Source organism: Sphingopyxis sp. (assembly GCF_035686825.1).
Classification (GTDB): Bacteria; Pseudomonadota; Alphaproteobacteria; order Sphingomonadales; family Sphingomonadaceae; genus Sphingopyxis.
This window is the reverse complement of record NZ_DASRYZ010000004.1, coordinates 237261-253203: the sequence shown is the minus strand read 5'-3', so window position 1 is coordinate 253203 and position 15943 is coordinate 237261. Positions and strand designations below refer to the sequence as shown.

General features: G+C 66.3%; 14 protein-coding genes. 6 read left to right on the top strand and 8 right to left on the bottom strand.

Translation table 11 applies throughout. From position 1 onward, the window contains the following. The first annotated feature begins 83 nt into the window (after window positions 1–83). Together VFG17_RS10045 and aroB are read left to right on the top strand one after the other, a co-directional pair. Window positions 84–662: a shikimate kinase gene (locus VFG17_RS10045; RefSeq protein ID WP_325029329.1), complete on the top strand. Its 579-nt coding sequence runs from the start codon at window positions 84–86 to the stop codon at window positions 660–662. Further along, window positions 650–1756, top strand: a complete 1107-nt coding sequence (aroB, locus tag VFG17_RS10040; RefSeq protein WP_325029328.1) for a 3-dehydroquinate synthase — start codon at window positions 650–652, stop codon at window positions 1754–1756. The genes VFG17_RS10045 and aroB overlap by 13 nt, the downstream gene beginning before the upstream one ends. Window positions 1757–1766: 10 nt before the next feature. Here the strand turns inward: aroB and VFG17_RS10035 are convergent, their stop codons facing one another. From VFG17_RS10035 to radA, 4 genes are read right to left on the bottom strand one after another with little or no spacing between them, the layout of a single operon-like run. Next, window positions 1767–3674 (bottom strand): cation:proton antiporter, encoded by a 1908-nt coding sequence (locus VFG17_RS10035; protein WP_414712946.1) that lies wholly within the window; start codon window positions 3672–3674, stop codon window positions 1767–1769. Continuing rightward, a complete protein-coding gene (locus VFG17_RS10030) occupies window positions 3671–4099 on the bottom strand; it encodes an iron-sulfur cluster assembly scaffold protein (RefSeq protein WP_325029327.1) in 429 nt (142 codons plus the stop codon). Before VFG17_RS10030 ends, VFG17_RS10035 begins: the two co-directional genes overlap by 4 nt. Continuing rightward, entirely contained in the window at window positions 4096–4638 is a 543-nt protein-coding gene (locus VFG17_RS10025; RefSeq protein WP_325029326.1) for a CvpA family protein, read from the bottom strand. Before VFG17_RS10025 ends, VFG17_RS10030 begins: the two co-directional genes overlap by 4 nt. Before the next feature lie 10 nt (window positions 4639–4648). Beyond that, on the bottom strand, window positions 4649–6010 hold the full coding sequence (gene radA / locus VFG17_RS10020; protein WP_325029325.1) for a DNA repair protein RadA: 1362 nt from the start codon (window positions 6008–6010) through the stop codon (window positions 4649–4651). A gap of 210 nt (window positions 6011–6220) precedes the next feature. Between radA and fsa the strand changes: the two genes are divergently transcribed. From fsa to VFG17_RS10005, 3 genes are all read left to right on the top strand, one after another. Continuing rightward, the gene (gene fsa, locus VFG17_RS10015; protein ID WP_325029324.1) at window positions 6221–6871 is read left to right on the top strand and encodes a fructose-6-phosphate aldolase; all 651 of its coding nucleotides are present in this window, start codon (window positions 6221–6223) and stop codon (window positions 6869–6871) included. Window positions 6872–7064: 193 nt separating this feature from the next. Continuing rightward, window positions 7065–7859 carry an enoyl-CoA hydratase-related protein gene (locus VFG17_RS10010; RefSeq protein WP_325029323.1) on the top strand — a complete coding sequence of 265 codons (795 nt, stop codon included), beginning with the start codon at window positions 7065–7067 and terminating at the stop codon, window positions 7857–7859. Between the two features lies 1 nt (window position 7860). Further along, window positions 7861–9360 carry an acetyl-CoA acetyltransferase gene (locus VFG17_RS10005; RefSeq protein WP_325029322.1) on the top strand — a complete coding sequence of 500 codons (1500 nt, stop codon included), beginning with the start codon at window positions 7861–7863 and terminating at the stop codon, window positions 9358–9360. 109 nt (window positions 9361–9469) lie between these two features. On the opposite strand, the gene VFG17_RS10000 is transcribed toward VFG17_RS10005, so the two are convergent. Further along, window positions 9470–10969, bottom strand: a complete 1500-nt coding sequence (locus VFG17_RS10000; protein WP_325029321.1) for an aldehyde dehydrogenase family protein — start codon at window positions 10967–10969, stop codon at window positions 9470–9472. A gap of 97 nt (window positions 10970–11066) precedes the next feature. On the opposite strand from VFG17_RS10000, the gene acs reads away from it, so the two are divergent. Next, window positions 11067–13031, top strand: a complete 1965-nt coding sequence (gene acs / locus VFG17_RS09995) for an acetate--CoA ligase (protein ID WP_325029320.1) — start codon at window positions 11067–11069, stop codon at window positions 13029–13031. 91 nt (window positions 13032–13122) lie between these two features. On the opposite strand, the gene VFG17_RS09990 is transcribed toward acs, so the two are convergent. Genes VFG17_RS09990 through VFG17_RS09980 form a run of 3 tightly spaced genes read right to left on the bottom strand, consistent with a single transcriptional unit; the run spans window position 13123 to window position 15942 of the window. Further along, entirely contained in the window at window positions 13123–14310 is a 1188-nt protein-coding gene (locus tag VFG17_RS09990; protein ID WP_325029319.1) for a serine hydrolase domain-containing protein, read from the bottom strand. A gap of 49 nt (window positions 14311–14359) precedes the next feature. After that, window positions 14360–15091 (bottom strand): peptidase, encoded by a 732-nt coding sequence (locus VFG17_RS09985; RefSeq protein ID WP_325029318.1) that lies wholly within the window; start codon window positions 15089–15091, stop codon window positions 14360–14362. A gap of 47 nt (window positions 15092–15138) precedes the next feature. After that, window positions 15139–15942 (bottom strand): transglutaminase family protein, encoded by an 804-nt coding sequence (locus VFG17_RS09980; RefSeq protein WP_325029317.1) that lies wholly within the window; start codon window positions 15940–15942, stop codon window positions 15139–15141. Between the last annotated feature and the right edge of the window lies 1 nt (window position 15943).

Genomic DNA, 15943 nt, shown 5'->3' with positions numbered 1-15943 from the left:
CCATGACGCCGCAGCCCGCCCTTCGTCCGGTATCGCGCAAAACCATTGTTCCGCGCCGAACGGGCGGTATAGCCGCGCGCACCATGTCGCGAAACCCGAAAAGCCCGGCCGCTGCCATCCCCGCGTCGATCCGCGACCGGTCGATCGTGCTCGTCGGGCTGATGGGCTCGGGAAAGTCGACGATCGGCCGCCGCCTCGCGCAGCGACTGGGCATGCGCTTCGCCGACGCCGACGACGAGATCGAGCGCGCCGCGGGCATGACGATTTCGGACATTTTCGCGCGCTTCGGCGAGGCGCATTTCCGCGACGGCGAGCGCCGCGTGATCGCACGCCTGCTAGCCGGAAGGCCGATGGTGCTCGCGACCGGCGGCGGCGCCTTCGTCAACGAGGAAACGCGCGCGCTGATCCTGAAGGACAGCCTCTGCATCTGGCTCGACGCCGACATCCCCACGCTGGTCGAACGCGTCGGGCGCCGCAGCCACCGTCCGCTGTTGAAGGACCGCGATCCCGGCGAAGTGCTGCGCGAACTGGCGGCGGTCCGCAATCCCATTTACGCCGAGGCGCATCTGCGCGTCAGTTCGGCAAGCACGCCGCACGACCACACGGTGCGCGCGATCCTGGAGGCCCTGTCGAAATGGGAAGATCCGCAATGGAAAAACTAACCGTCGAACTGGGCGCTCGCAGCTATCCGATCCTGATCGGCGACGGGCTGATCCGCGAGATCGGCGGGCATGTCGCGCCGCTCTTGAAGCGCCCGCGCACGATGATCGTCACCGACGCGCATGTCGCCGACCATTATCTGGTCGCGCTCGGCACCTCGCTGGCGATGGAAAATATCTCCTTTTCCTCCTTCGTGCTCGAACCCGGCGAAAGCACGAAGAGCTGGGCGGGGCTCGCGCGCCTGACCGAATGGCTGATCGGCGAAGGCATCGAGCGCGGCGACCATGTCATCGCTCTGGGGGGAGGCGTGATCGGCGATCTCGTCGGTTTCGCGTGCAGCATCGTCAAGCGCGGCTGCCATTTCATCCAGGTCCCGACCACCTTGCTCGCACAGGTCGACAGCAGCGTCGGCGGCAAGACCGCGATCAACGTGCCCGCGGGCAAGAATCTGATCGGCGCCTTTCATCAGCCGGCGATGGTCGTGATCGATCCCACGACGCTCGAAACGCTGCCGCGCCGCGAACTCGGCGCCGGCTATGCCGAGGTCGTCAAATATGGGCTGATCGACGATGCAAGCTTCTTCACCTGGTGCGAAGCGAATGGCGCGGCTTTGCTCGCGGGCGACAGCGCGGCACGGCATAAGGCTATCGCGCACAGCGTCGCGGCCAAGGCGCGCATCGTCGCCGCCGACGAGCGCGAGACGCAGGATATCCGCGCGCTGCTCAACCTCGGTCACAGCTTCGGCCATGCGCTCGAAGCCGAGACGGGCTATTCGGACCGGCTGCTGCACGGCGAGGCGGTCGCGGCGGGCATGGTGCTCGCGCATCAATTTTCGGCCGCGAACGGCCTTTGCCCGGCCGCGGATGCCGACCGCGTGCGCGTGCACCTTGCCAGCGTCGACCTGCCGCACAGCCTGGCGAGCGCCGGCGTCAACACGGGCGGCACCGAACTCGCCGCGCATATGGCGCACGACAAGAAGGTGCGCGGCGGCAAGCTGCCGCTGATCCTGACGCGCGGCATCGGGCAAAGCTTCGTCACCGACGAATTCGGTCTTGATAGGGTGGCGGCATTCCTCGACGGACAGCGCGCCGCATAAAGCGTTTCGACTAACTGTCGGCCTGCAAGCCCATTGCCTCATTTTCTTCGCGTTCTTCGCGCGCCGCTTTCGCCGCCTGCCGCTTGCGGCGGAATTTTTCGAGCACGCTGTCGGCCTCGCGCCCGCCGCCGGGCTTGAAGCGATGGTCCATTCCCGCCGAAATATCGCCTTCGTCGATCTGCGCCTGCAGCCGCGTTTCGTCGAGATGGCGCAAGGTTGCCTCGACATCGTCCATCTCGCTCGGGTCGACATCGAGATGGCGCAGCGCGGTGAGGCCCATCGCGATCGAACTTTCGAAAACCTCGCGAATAACCGCGTCGACTCCGGCCCCGTCAATTGCGAGCAACTGACGGCGGTCGAATACGCGCATTAATATCTTCGCATTCGGAAAAGCCTCGACGATCGGTCTCATCGCTTCGGCGTCGACCGACGCGTCATCCATGCAGAAGATGATAAGCCGCGCTTCCTCGGCCCCCGCCCGCCGCAACAGGTCGATCCGCAGCCCGTCGCCGAAATAGACTTTGGTGTCGAAGCGGCTCGACAGCTCGATCTGGCTCGGCTTCTTGTCGATCAGCGTGACCGAACAGGCGACGCCGTGCAGCATCTGCGACACGATCTGCCCGAACCGCCCATATCCGACGACGATGGCCGATCCGCGCGGCGCATCGGCCGGGTCGTCGAGCGCCGGCTGGTCGGTTTCGGGCGCGAATTCCAGATTGCGTGCGAACAGCATCAGGAAGGGCGTGGAGATCATCGACAAGGTGACGACGGCGCTGAACAGGCTCGCGGCTTCGGGCTGGATGAGCATCGCGTCGGCGGCCTGCGCGAAGAGCAGGAAACCGAACTCGCCGCCCTGGCTCAGGAGCAGGCCAAGGCCGAGCGCCGCTTTCCAGGGCTTGCCGAAGAGGCGGATGATCACGGTGAGGACCGAAAATTTGACGGCGACCAATCCCGCCGCGAGCGCGAGCACGAGCAAGGGACGCTCGATCACCGCGCCGATGTCGAGCACCATGCCGACCGCGAGGAAGAAGAGGCCGAGCAGGATCAGGCGAAAAGGCTCGATGTCCGATTCGATTTCGTGTCGATAGGGTGAATCGGCGAGCATGACGCCCGCGACGAAGGCGCCGAGCGCCGTTGAGACATGCAGGCTGTGCATCAGCGCCGCGCTGGCAAGGACAGTGAGCAAACCGACGACGACGAACAGTTCGCGCTCGCCATAACGTCCGATGATCCGGAGCAACGGATTGACCACGAAACGCCCCGCCAGCACCAGCACGACGATCGCCCACAGCGTGAAAAAGGCCATCTGCCACCCCGGCGGCGCCGACGGATTGGCCGGCGCGCGCGACAGCACCGCGACGATGGTGATCATCGGGACGATCGCGAGATCCTGGAACAGGAGGATCGAAAAGGCTTTTTCGCCGAAGGGCGAATTGATCCGCCCCGAGCTTTTGAGCCCCGGCAGCACCTGCGCGGTCGACGACAGCGCGAGCGGCAGGCCGAGCGCGAGCGAAGCGGCTGGGCTGAACCCCAGCGTCAGGTGGATGAGCGCGGTGAGCACCAGCCCCGTCACGACGACCTGAACCATGCCGAGCCCGAAGATCGCGCGGCGCATCTGCCACAGCCGGCCGGGCGACAATTCGAGCCCGACGAGGAAGAGCAGGAAAGCGATGCCAAGCTCGGCAAAGGCCAGCTTCGATTCGCCGCCGCCGACAAGGCCCAGCCCGTGCGGCCCGACGATCGCACCCGCGATCAGGTAACCGAGCACGGCGCCGAGGCCGAGCCGGCGGAAAATCAGCACGAACAAGGTCGCAACGCCGAGCAGGATCGCGCCTTCGATCAGCGCGGTGTCGGTGGCGGTTTCGGCGAGCTTCTCGGCCGCTTCGGAGGCACCGGCAGCGAGTGCGAGCAGCGTCACGCCGCCGCCGCCTGATCCTCGAGCGCCGCGATCGCGGCATCGAAGGGCAGCAGGATCGCGCCGTGGCGCGCGGGATAATCGCGCGCGGGGGCAAGCAGGTCGAAGCCCGGCCAGTCGGGCCGCTCGCCCTCACCGGCGAACCAGCCCGCGATGCGTTCGCGCGCGGCGCGGATTTCGGCGAGCCCCAACCCCTGCGCATGGCGCGCGAGCAGCGCCGCCGACGCCTGCCCGAGCGCGCACGCTTCGACATGCAGGCCGACCCGCGTCACAAGGCCCGCATCGTCGGTGTCGAGGTCGAGGATGATCGCGCTGCCGCACAGCGGCGCGCGCTTGCTGACACGGTGGCGCGCATCGGCGAGCGGCAGATAGTCGGCGGTCGCGACCGCGAGCGCCAATATGTCGCGATTGTACAGCGGCGCGCTCATGATGCGTCCTCGGTGGCTTGCGCCTCGGCTTCGCGCGCCTCGGCACGCCGCTCGGCAATCACCTTGCTCATCGCGCCGCTCGTCGCGTTGAGCGCCGGATAGGTGCGGCTGTCGGTCATCCACACGGGACGCTGCGCGTTGCCATAGCCGATGTCGTAGAGCAGCGTCACGACCATGAAACCGATCGTCGCGATCAGCAGCCCCTTCACCGCGCCGAAGCCCGCGCCGAGCCCGCGGTCGAACCCGCCGACCAGCGACGCGCGGCTGCGCTGCCCCATCGCGCGCGATCCCCATTTGGCGAGCGCAAAAACGCCGCCAAAAAGCAGCACGAACGCCAGCATCGCCGCACCGCCCTCGGTCCCCACCCATCCCGCGAGCAGGTCCGTCACGAGCGGATGAAAAAAGCGCACCGCCGCGATCGCGAGGACCCACGCGAGCAGCAGCGTCACTTCCTGCACGAGGCCGCGCGAAAAACCGAGCACCGCGCCGCCACCCACGAGCGTCAGCACGATGATATCCAGAGCCGTCAGACTTCCCATTTCCCGGTCGCTAGTCGCGCCCGAGCATCAGGTCAACGAGTTCGCCGAGCCGGCCGAAGCCGGTGACCGAAATCCCGCCGACGCCCTTCATTCCCTGCGGCCCCCAACCGCGCGAGAAACCGAGCTTCGCCGCCTCGCGGAGGCGCAATCCGTCATGCGCGACCTGCCGCACCTCGCCCGACAGCGACAATTCGCCGAAGACGATCGCGTCGGCGGGCACGGGCCGCTCGCTGAACGCCGAAATCAGCGCCGCCGCGACCGCGAGGTCGGCGGCGGGATCGGTAAGGCGATAGCCGCCCGCGATGTTGAGATAGACTTCGGCGGCGCCCATCTGGAGCCCGCAACGCGCTTCGAGCACCGCGAGCACCATCGCGAGCCGCCCGCTGTCCCAGCCGACGACGGCGCGGCGCGGGGTCGCGCCGCTCGCGAGCCGCACGGTCAGCGCCTGCACCTCGACGAGCACCGGGCGCGTGCCCTCCAATGCCGGGAACACCACCGACCCCGGCACGTCGCGCGACCGGTCGGTCAGGAACAGGCTCGACGGGTTGGAAACTTCGCCCAGCCCTTCCTCGCCCATCGCGAACACCCCGATCTCGTCGGTGCCGCCGAAGCGGTTCTTGACCGCGCGGAGGATGCGGTACTGATGGCTGCGCTCGCCCTCGAACGCCAGCACCGTGTCGACCATATGTTCGAGCACGCGGGGTCCCGCAATCGCCCCGTCCTTGGTGACATGGCCGACGAGCACGATCGCGGCGTCGCTGTCCTTGGCATAGCGGATCAGTTCCTGCGCGCTCGCGCGCACCTGACTCACCGTCCCCGGCGCGCTGTCGATCAGGTCGCTGTGCATCGTCTGAATCGAATCGATCACGACGAAATCGGCATCGCGTCCGTCGAGCGTCGCCAATATGTCGCGCACCGACGTCGCGCTCGCGAGCGCGACCGGCGCCTGGCCGAGCCCGAGCCGCTGCGCGCGCAGCCGCACCTGCGCCGCCGCTTCCTCGCCGCTGATATAGACGACCGACTTGCCCGCTTTCGCGAGCCGTCCCGCCGCCTGCAGCAGCAGCGTCGATTTGCCGATCCCCGGATCGCCGCCGATCAGCGTCGCCGATCCCGCGACGAAGCCGCCGCCCAATGCCCGGTCGAATTCGGCGATGCCGCACAGCATCCGCTCGGGCATCCGGCTGTCGGCATCGAGCGTTTCGAGCGCGATCGTGCGCCCCCCGCGGCTGAGGTCGTGCTTCGCCGAAAACACGGTCTCCGCCGCCTCCTCGACCAGCGTGTTCCACTCGCCGCAATCGGCGCATTGCCCCTGCCAGCGATAGGTGGCGGAGCCGCAATTCTGACAGACATATTGACGTTTCGCTTTGGCCATGCGGATCGCATAATGCGAACAAAGATGGAACGCCAGTGGTTTCAAACATCGTCACCCCGGACTTGATCCGGGGTCCATGCGACGACCGCCGAGATGGATGCCGGATCAAGTCCGGCATGACGAAAGAGGCTTGGACAGTTCATATTTCGCACACGTTGCTCTAGGGGAGCAGCAACAGCCGAATCACCTTCCCAAACGAAAGCCCGCGCCATGAAATTCTTCGCCGACACCGCCGAAATCGCCGACATTCAGGAGCTCGCCGCGACCGGCCTGCTCGACGGCGTCACCACCAACCCGTCGCTGATCGCCAAGTCGGGCCGCGACTTCAAGGAAGTCACGAAGGAAATCTGCGCGCTGACCACCGGCCCCGTGTCGGCCGAAGTCGTCGCGCTCGATCACGCGACGATGATGAAAGAGGCCGAAATCCTCCGCAAGATCGCCGACAATGTGTGCATCAAGGTACCGCTGACGATCGACGGGCTCAAGACGTGCAAGGCGCTCACCAGCGACGGCACGATGGTCAACGTCACGCTCTGCTTCTCGGCGACGCAGGCGCTGCTCGCGGCGAAGGCCGGCGCGACCTTCGTCTCGCCGTTCGTCGGTCGTCACGACGACAATGGTTTCGACGGGATGCAGATCATCTCCGACATTCGGCTGATCTATGACAATTACGGCTATGAGACCGAAATCCTCGTCGCGAGCGTGCGTCACGGTATCCATGTGCTCGAAGCCGCCAAGATCGGCGCCGACGTGATGACCGCGCCGCCGTCGGTGATCAAGGGGCTGTTCAAGCATGTCCTGACCGAAAAGGGCATCGAAGGCTTCCTTGCGGACTGGGCGAAGACCGGCCAGTCGATCTGATTTTACGGAATCTGTGATAGCTGTGTGTCCCCGCGAAGGCGGGGACCCATCTCCCGCCGATTCAAAATAGCGCCGACCGGTGATGGGCTCCCGCCTTCGCGGGAGCACAGCGCCTGTTTGAGCACCGCCGCCCTTTACAGTTGACGTAAACGTCAAGTCATCGCGATACTCGCCCGAAAGGGAGAGATTCGCGATGACCGACACCACCATCCTCACGACACGCCGCGGCCACATCCTGATCGTCACGATCAACCGGCCCGAGGCGCGCAACGCGGTCAATGCCGCGGTCCATATCGGCGTCGGCTCCGCGCTCGAAGAGGCCGAGAACGACCCCGAGATCCGCGCCGTCGTCATCACCGGCACGGGCGACAAGAGCTTCTGCGCGGGCGCCGACCTCGTCGCGCTGTCGCGCGGCGAAAGCCTCTATCCCGATGATCCGGCGCAGCAGGCGTGGGGTTTCGCAGGCATGGTGTCGCACCCGATCTCGAAGCCGATCATCGCCGCGGTCAATGGCTTCGCGTTCGGCGGCGGGTGCGAGATCGCGCTGATGAGCGACATCATTATCGCCGCCGATCACGCCCAATTCGGGCTGCCCGAGGTCAAGGTCGGGCTGTTCGCCGCGGCGGGTGGCGCCTTCCGCCTCGCGCAGCAACTGCCGAAGAAGCTCGCGATGGAATATATGCTAACCGGCGACCCGATCCCCGCCGCGCGCGCCGCCGAATTCGGCCTCGTCAACCATGTCGTGCCGCTCGCCGACCTGATGCCCACCGCGCTCGCGCTCGCCGAGAAGATCGTCGGCAACGCGCCGCTGTCGGTGCAGGCGTCGAAGCGCGTCGCGCTCGGCATCGAGCAGGGCCGGATCGCGGCTGACGCGCCCTTCTGGGAGCATAATACGCGCGAAAGGTCGGTCCTGATGCGCAGCGAGGATGCACGCGAAGGCCCGCTCGCCTTTGCGCAAAAGCGCAAGCCCGAATGGAAGGCGCGCTGACATGACGACGACCGATCCCGAGCGCATTCCCGTCATCATCGGCGTCGGGCAGGTCAACGACCGGCCCGAAGACCCCGATCAGGGGCTCGACTCGCTCGGGCTGATGGTCGCGGCGCTGAAGGTCGCGGCCGACGATGCGGGCGTGCCGCTCGCCGAGATCGACAGCCTCGCGATCGTCGACCAGATCAGCTTCCATCATCTGGGCAAGCTCTGCGAACCCCTCGCCGCCGCGATCGGCGCCAATCCGGCGATCAACTACCAGTCGGCCGCACCGCACGGCGACACGCCGGTGCGCCTGCTCAACGAGGCGGCGAACCGCATCGGTGCGGGCGAGGTCAAACTGGCGGCCATTGTCGGCGGCGAGGCGCTGCGCACCGCCGCCGGCCGCGCCGCCAAGGCCGCAAGCGGCGAAGACAAAAGCTATAATGCGGTGCGCAAGGTCGCGACACGGCGCGAACCCAATTACGCGCAGAAGCACGGCCTCGCCGCGCCGGTCGACGTCTATCCGCTCTACGAAAATGCGACGCGTGCCGCGTGGGGCGAAAGCCTCGAGGATGCGCAGTTCGAAAGCGCCGAAATCTGGTCGCGCTTTTCCGAAGTCGCCGCCGCCAACGACGGCGCGTGGATCAGGAAACCCGCGTCGCCCGCCGACATCCTCCGCGTCGACGAGCGCAACCGCCCGATCGCCTTCCCCTATTCGAAGCTGATGGTCGCCAATTCCTCGGTCAATCAGGGGGCGGGCTTCCTCGTCGCAAGCCTCGCCGAAGCATGGCGCCGCGGCATCCCCGAAGATCGCCTGATCCATATCGGCATGGGCGCGGCGGCAAAGGAGCCGCCAAGCATCCTCCACCGCGACCGCTACGACGGTAGCGTCAGCATGGAAACCTCGATCATGCGCACGCTCGAACTGAACGGCATGACCGCCGCGGATTTCGATTTCGTCGAACTCTACAGCTGCTTCCCCTGCGTCCCCAAGATGGCGCGGCGCATCCTCGGCTGGCCCTGGGACCGCCCCGCGAGCGTGTTCGGCGGGCTGACCTTCGGCGGCGGCCCGATCGCCAATTATATGAGCCACGCGATCGTCTCGATGGTCGAGAAACTGCGGCACGAGGGCCGCTATGGCTTCCTCTTCGCCAACGGGGGTTTTGCGACCGACAATCATTGCATCGTGCTGGGAAACCAGCCGATCACGGTCGCGCGCTTCCCGCAGGATTTCGACTATCAGGCCGAAGCCGAAGCAAAGCGTGGCCCGGTGCCCGATCTGGTCGAGGATTATGCGGGGCCGGCGACGATCGAGAGCTATACGGTGTTTTACGGCCGCGACGGCGCGCCGCGGGCGGGCGTCGTGGTGGCACGAATCCCCGACGACAGGCGCACGCTCGCGCACGTCGATGTCGGCGACACCGCGATGTTGGCATTTCTGACCGACGGGGCGAAGGAACCGGTTGGAACCGAAGGGCAAATCGTCGCATTGGACGAAGGCTACGGCTGGCGGGCGTAAGCCTCCCCCCTCCCGCTTGCGGGAGGGGGCGGGGGAGGGCCTGTTTCAAAATCGAGATACGCGAGAGCTACACGCCCTCCCGTAACCCCTCCCGCAAGCGGGAGGGGAACTAAATCTCGAACGAAACGCCCTGCGCCAGCGGCAGCGCATCCGAATAATTCACCGTGTTCGTCGCACGCCGCATATAGGCTTTCCAGCTGTCGGACCCGCTTTCGCGCCCGCCGCCGGTTTCCTTCTCGCCGCCGAACGCGCCGCCGATCTCGGCGCCCGACGTACCGAGATTGACGTTGGCGATCCCGCAATCGCTCGCGGCGAGGAAGCGCTCGGCCTCGCGCATGTCGGTGGTGAAGATCGCCGACGACAGCCCCGCCGCTACATCATTGTGCTCCTCGATCACCGCATCGAGGTCATAATAGCGCATCACATAGAGGATCGGCGCGAAAGTCTCTTCAAGCACCGGCCCGACCTGTCCGGGCATCTCGACGAGCGCGGGTCTCGCATAGAAGCTCGCCCCCTCGCCGACGCGCTCGCCGCCGTGCACGACGCCGCCCGCCGCCTTGGCGGCCGCCAGCGCGTCCTGCATCATGTCATAGGCCGCCCGGTCGATCAGCGGTCCGACGAGCACATCGCTCTCCAACGGATTGCCGACCCCGACGCTGCCATAGGCGGCCTTCAGCCTGGCAACGAAGCCGTCATAGACGCTGTCGTGCAGGAACAAGCGCCGCGTCGTCGTGCAGCGTTGCCCCGCGGTCCCCATCGCCCCGAACGCGACGCCGCGCAGCGCGAGGTCGAGGTCGGCCGACGGCGCGACGATCACGCCATTATTGCCGCCGAGTTCGAGGATCGCGCGCGCGAAACGCTGGGCGAGGCGAGGCGCGGCCGCGCGGCCCATGCGCGTCGAGCCCGTCGCCGACACCAGCGCGACGCGCCGGTCGTCGACCAGCGCCTCGCCCGCCTCGCGCCCGCCGACCAGCAGCTGCGCCAATCCTGCGGGCGCGTCGCCGAAGCGCGCCACCGCGCGCTGGAAGATCGCCTGCGTCGCCAGCGCGGTCAGCGGTGTCTTTTCCGAGGGCTTCCACACCACGCTGTTGCCGCAGACGAGCGCGAGCGCGGCGTTCCACGCCCATACCGCGACGGGAAAGTTGAAGGCCGAGATCACCCCGACCACGCCGAGCGGATGCCAGACCTCCATCATCCGGTGCCCCGGCCGCTCGGTCGAGATGGTGAGGCCGTATAATTGCCGCGAAAGCCCGACCGCGAAATCGCAGATGTCGATCATCTCCTGCACTTCGCCCGCACCCTCGGACGGGATCTTGCCCGCCTCGATCGTGACGAGCTTGGCGAGATCGTCCTTGGCGGCGCGCAATTCCTCGCCCCACAGTCGCACCAGCTCGCCGCGCCGCGGCGCCGGAACGTTGCGCCAGGTGCGGAACGCCGCGCTCGCGCTATCCAGCACCTCGTCGATCGCCGCCGCATCGACGACCTGCACCATGCCGAGCTGTTCGCCGGTCAGCGGCGTCACCGACGGCATCGACCCGTCGCTCCACAGCGCGCGATCGACGCCGAGCCGGTCGAGCAGGCCGCCTACCTCTTGGCCCAGTTGAACCATATTCCGTCCCTTCATTGGCGCGCATGCGCCTTGCAGTTTGTGGCTCGCGGGTTATCGCAGCGGGCGAACAATGCAAACCCGAATGGGAGAGTCGCCTGTGTCCGAGTTGCCGCCGTCAGAGCCCTTTGTCCCCGTTCCCGCCGACGCGGCCGCGAACACGCATTGCAGCGCCGCCGACTACGACCGGCTTTATGCGGCGAGCATCGCCGATCCCGACACCTTCTGGGCCGAACAGGCGGAGCGCATCGACTGGATCAAGGCGCCCACGAAGATTTCGGGCTGGTCCTACGACCCCGTCGAAATCAAATGGTATGAGGACGGCGTCCTCAACCTCTGCCACAACGCGCTCGACCGCCACGTCGCCGCGGGGCACGGCGAGCGCACCGCGATCATCTTCGAACCCGACGCGCCCGACGGCGAGACGCGCCACATCAGCTATGCCGCGCTGCTCGCCGACGTCATCCGCTTCGCGAACACGCTGAAGAAGATGGGCGTCCAGAAGGGCGACCGCGTCACCATCTATATGCCGATGATCCCCGAGGGGGCGGTCGCGATGCTCGCCTGCGCGCGTATCGGCGCGGTCCACAGTGTCGTCTTCGGCGGTTTCTCGCCCGAGGCGATCCACGGCCGCATCGAGGATTGCGGCAGCGACTGGGTGATCTGCGCGGATGAAGGCCTGCGCGGCGGCAAGACCGTTCCGCTGAAAGCCAATGTCGACAAGGCGCTCGATCGCGTCGAGGTGAAGGCGGTGCTCGTCATCGCGCACACCGGCGGCGACGTCGCGATGAAGGAAGGCCGCGACCATTGGTACGACGCGCTCTCGGCCGACGTCGATGCCGACTGTCCGTGCGAGCCGATGGGTGCCGAGGACCCGCTCTTCATCCTCTACACCTCGGGCTCGACCGGAAAACCCAAGGGCGTGCTCCACACCGTCGGCGGCTACAGCGTCTGGACCGCGAGTACCTTCTTCTACGGCTTCGACTATCGCCCCGGCGAAATCTTCTGGTGCAGCGCCGACATCGGCTGGGTCACCGGCCACAGCTATGTCGTCTATGGTCCCTTGCAGAACGGCGCGACGACGCTGATGTTCGAGGGCGTGCCCAACTATCCCGATCACGACCGCTTCTGGCAGGTCGTCTACAAGCATCGGGTCAACATCCTCTACACCGCGCCGACCGCGATCCGCGCACTGATGCGCGAGGGCGACGATTATGTGACGCGCCACGACCTGTCGTCGATCCGCCTGCTCGGCAGCGTCGGCGAGCCGATCAATCCCGAGGCGTGGCGCTGGTATCACGATGTCGTCGGCAAGGGCCGCGTGCCGATCGTCGACACCTGGTGGCAGACCGAGACCGGCGGCATCATGATCACCACCCTGCCCGGCGCGCATCCGATGCAGCCGGGGAGCGCGGGGCGTCCCTTTTTCGGCATCCGCCCGCAGCTCGTCGATGCCGAGGGCGGCGTCCTGGTCGACGAACAGAGCGGCGGCGCGGCCGAGGGCAATCTTTGCATCACCCACAGCTGGCCGGGGCAGGCGCGCACGCTTTACGGCGACCACGACCGCTTCGTGTCGACCTATTTTTCGACCTATAAGGGCAAATATTTCACCGGCGACGGCTGTCGCCGCGATGCCGACGGTTACTGGCGCATCACCGGCCGCGTCGACGATGTCATCAACGTCTCGGGCCACCGCATGGGCACCGCCGAGGTCGAAAGCGCGCTCGTCCTCCACGACCTTGTCGCCGAGGCCGCGGTCGTTGGCTTCCCGCACGACATCAAGGGTCAGGGCATCTACGCCTATGTGACGCTCAACGCCGGGGTCGAGCCGACCGAAGAGGTCGCGGCACAGCTCAAGCAGCAGGTCCGCAAGGAAATCGGCCCGATCGCGACCCCCGACCATATCCATCTGACCCCCGCGCTTCCCAAGACGCGTTCGGGCAAGATCATGCGCCGCATCCTGCGCAAGATCGCCGAGAATGACTTTGGGTCGCTGGGCGATACGTCGACCCTTGCCGATCCGAGCCTGGTCGACGGGTTGATCGAGGGGCGGAAGAACAAATAGCCCCAATCGTCATCCCGGACTTGATCCGGGATCCATTGCGACGGCGCGTCCTTGGACCCCGGATCAAGTCCGGGGTGACGAGAAAGTCGGACTACTTTGCCAGCGCCTCGCACAGCCCGTCGGTCGCGAGCGCAATACGCGATTCCGCCGTTTCGCGATTGGCGGCGCTGTTCTCTACCCCCCGCGTTTCGGTGTTGAACGCCAGCAGGCTGCCGACGCGCTGGTCAGGACAGAGGCTCAGATAGGCGCGAAAGCCGTTCTGGTCGCCATTGTGCCCGACGAAGCGCACCCCCGCGCTGCGGTCGATGAAGAAAGACAGGCCGCTCTGCGTCGTCTTTGCCATACGGCCCTGCGTGAAGTCCTCGCCCGCCGCGATTTGCGGCACCCACATTTCCTTGAGCGACGAGCGCTTCAGCACCAGATCATAGTCGGCTTGGCGCGCCGGATCGCCGAGCAGGAAGGCGACATATTTCGCCATGTCGGGCATCGGCGCGTTGAGCCCGCCGTTCGACACCGTCACCCCGGTATCGACGTCGAACGGCGCCGCGACGCGCTGGCCGTCCCTGACATAATAGCTGTGCGACCGGTGCGGCAGCAAATGCGGCGGCGTGCGGTCGAAATAGCTGTCGTGCATGCCAAGCGGCTTCAGGACGTTTTTGTCGACATAGACTTCATAATCCTCGCCCGACAATCGCTCGATCACCTGCCCCAGATAGACGATGCCGGGGTTCGAATAGCCGAAGCGGCTGCCCGGTTTGAACTCGACCTGCGTGTAAGGCAGCATCGCCGCCAGCTGCGCCCAGCCCTTTGGCTCGAACGGCTGCCAGTCATGGTTACGCCAACGCCAGGTGCCGCTGCGGAACCCCGCGCTGTGGCTCATCAGCTGGCGCAGCGTGATCGCGCCCGTGTCTCCATAAGGATTATGGATCGCCGCGAGCTCGGGCACATATTTGACGACGGGATCGTCAAGCGACAGCAGCCCGCGATCGCGGAGCTGCATGATCGCGATCCCCGTCATTGTCTTGGTGATCGAGGCCCAATGGTAGATCGTCCGCGCATCGACCGGAACATGCGCCTCGGCGTCCTGCTCGCCCAGATGATCGGCGGCGACGGTCTGCCCGTCCCGCACGACGTAGAAGCTGCTCCCCGCGATGTTCGCCTTGCGCATTTCGGTGCGGTGCAGCGCGCGGAAATCGCCTAGCGCCTTGTCGAAACCCGCCTCTTCGGCAACCGCCGGTCCGGCGGTCAGGACAAGCGCGACGGCAATCCAGCGCAACATGGCAATCCTTCCCCTCTTCGTCGTCGGAGGGGAAGGTGGCCGAAGCCGATCAGAAATGAAAGTCGGGAAGCTCCGCCAGCGCGATTCCCAGCGCCTCGGCCCAGCCGTTCGCGACGCTTTCGAAATAGGGGTCGCCCCGCTCGAAGCGACGCTCGCGCACCGTGGTGAAATCGTCGCGCTCATGGATTTTCAGGTCGATCGGCAGGTCGACGCCGGCATTCGCCCGGATCGTCGAATCGAACGAGACGCAGAGCAGTTTCACCGAATCCTCGAACGACATCGTCGGATCATAGGATCGCACGATAATCGGCCGGCCATATTTGGTCTCGCCGATCTGGAAGAAGGGATTATCCTCTCCCGCCTCGATGAAATTCCCTTCGGGATAGATCAGGAACAGCCGGGGTTCGGCGCCCTTGATCTGCCCGCCGACGATAAGCGAAGCGCGGAACAGCGATTCGGCGGCCGGGCCTTCGTCATTGTGGCGCATCACGATGCTACGCAGCGTCTCGCCGACGATCGAAGCGACCGCGAACATCGACGGCGCCGCGAGGATCGACGGGTGGCGCTCTTCGGGCGCCTTGGTGCGTTCGTCGAGCAGGCTGACGACCGCCTGCGTCGTCGCGAGATTGCCCGCCGACATCAGCGTGATCACGCGCTCGCCCGGCATGTGCCAGCTGCGCATCTTGCGGACCTGCGAGATGTCGTCGACGCCCGCGTTGGTGCGGGTGTCCGACATGAACACCAGCCCCTTGTTCAAACGCATGCCAACGCAATAAGTCATCGAATTCTGTATTCCCCGCCCCGATTGTCCTCAGGTTCCCGGTCCGCTTATTGCTGGACCTGCAATTGGACAACCAGATTTTCCTGCGCAGCGCCATAGCGCATCCCGCGAACCGGGGCAGCGTCGCGATAATCGAGCCCCGTCGCGACGCGGATATAACGCCGGTCGGGCGAATGGCCGTTGCTCACGTCGAAGCCGATCCAGCCGATATGGTCGAAATGCGCCTCGGCCCAGCCGTGCGTCGCGTCCTGGTGCGTCCGGTCGTTCATCATCAGATAGCCCGAGACATAACGCGCCGGATGCCCCAGATGGCGCATCGCGGCGATGAAGATATGCGCATGGTCCTGGCACACGCCGCCCTCGCCCGCGAGCGCCTGCTCGGCGGTCGTATCGGCGCCGGTGAGCCCGATCCGGTAAGGCAGCTTGTCGAGAATCAGCGCCGACAGCGCATGCGCCCGCTCGATGTCGTTCGCGAAATCACGGCCGAGCTCGGCGGTCAGCGAACGCACTCCGCGTCCCGCGCGCGTCAGCGGGGTCGGCCGCAGAAAGGTCCATAGCGGCATCGCGCCGCGGTGCGGGCCGATCACGCCGTCCCACGTCACCAGTTCGACTTCGCCGGTGCAGCGGATGACGAGCTCGCTCGTTCCGCCGTCGACCGCGATCAGATCGACGCCATTGCCGTGATGGTCGGTATAGTGAAGCTGCTGCACGCCGCCGTCGACCGCGATCGTCCAGCCGTGGATCAGCTGCTGTCCCGGCCGCTCCTTCGGCGTCAGCTTCACCTGCTGCAGCGCATAGCGGACCGGGCTGTCGTATTGATAATGGGTGATATGTTCGACGCGCAGTCTCATA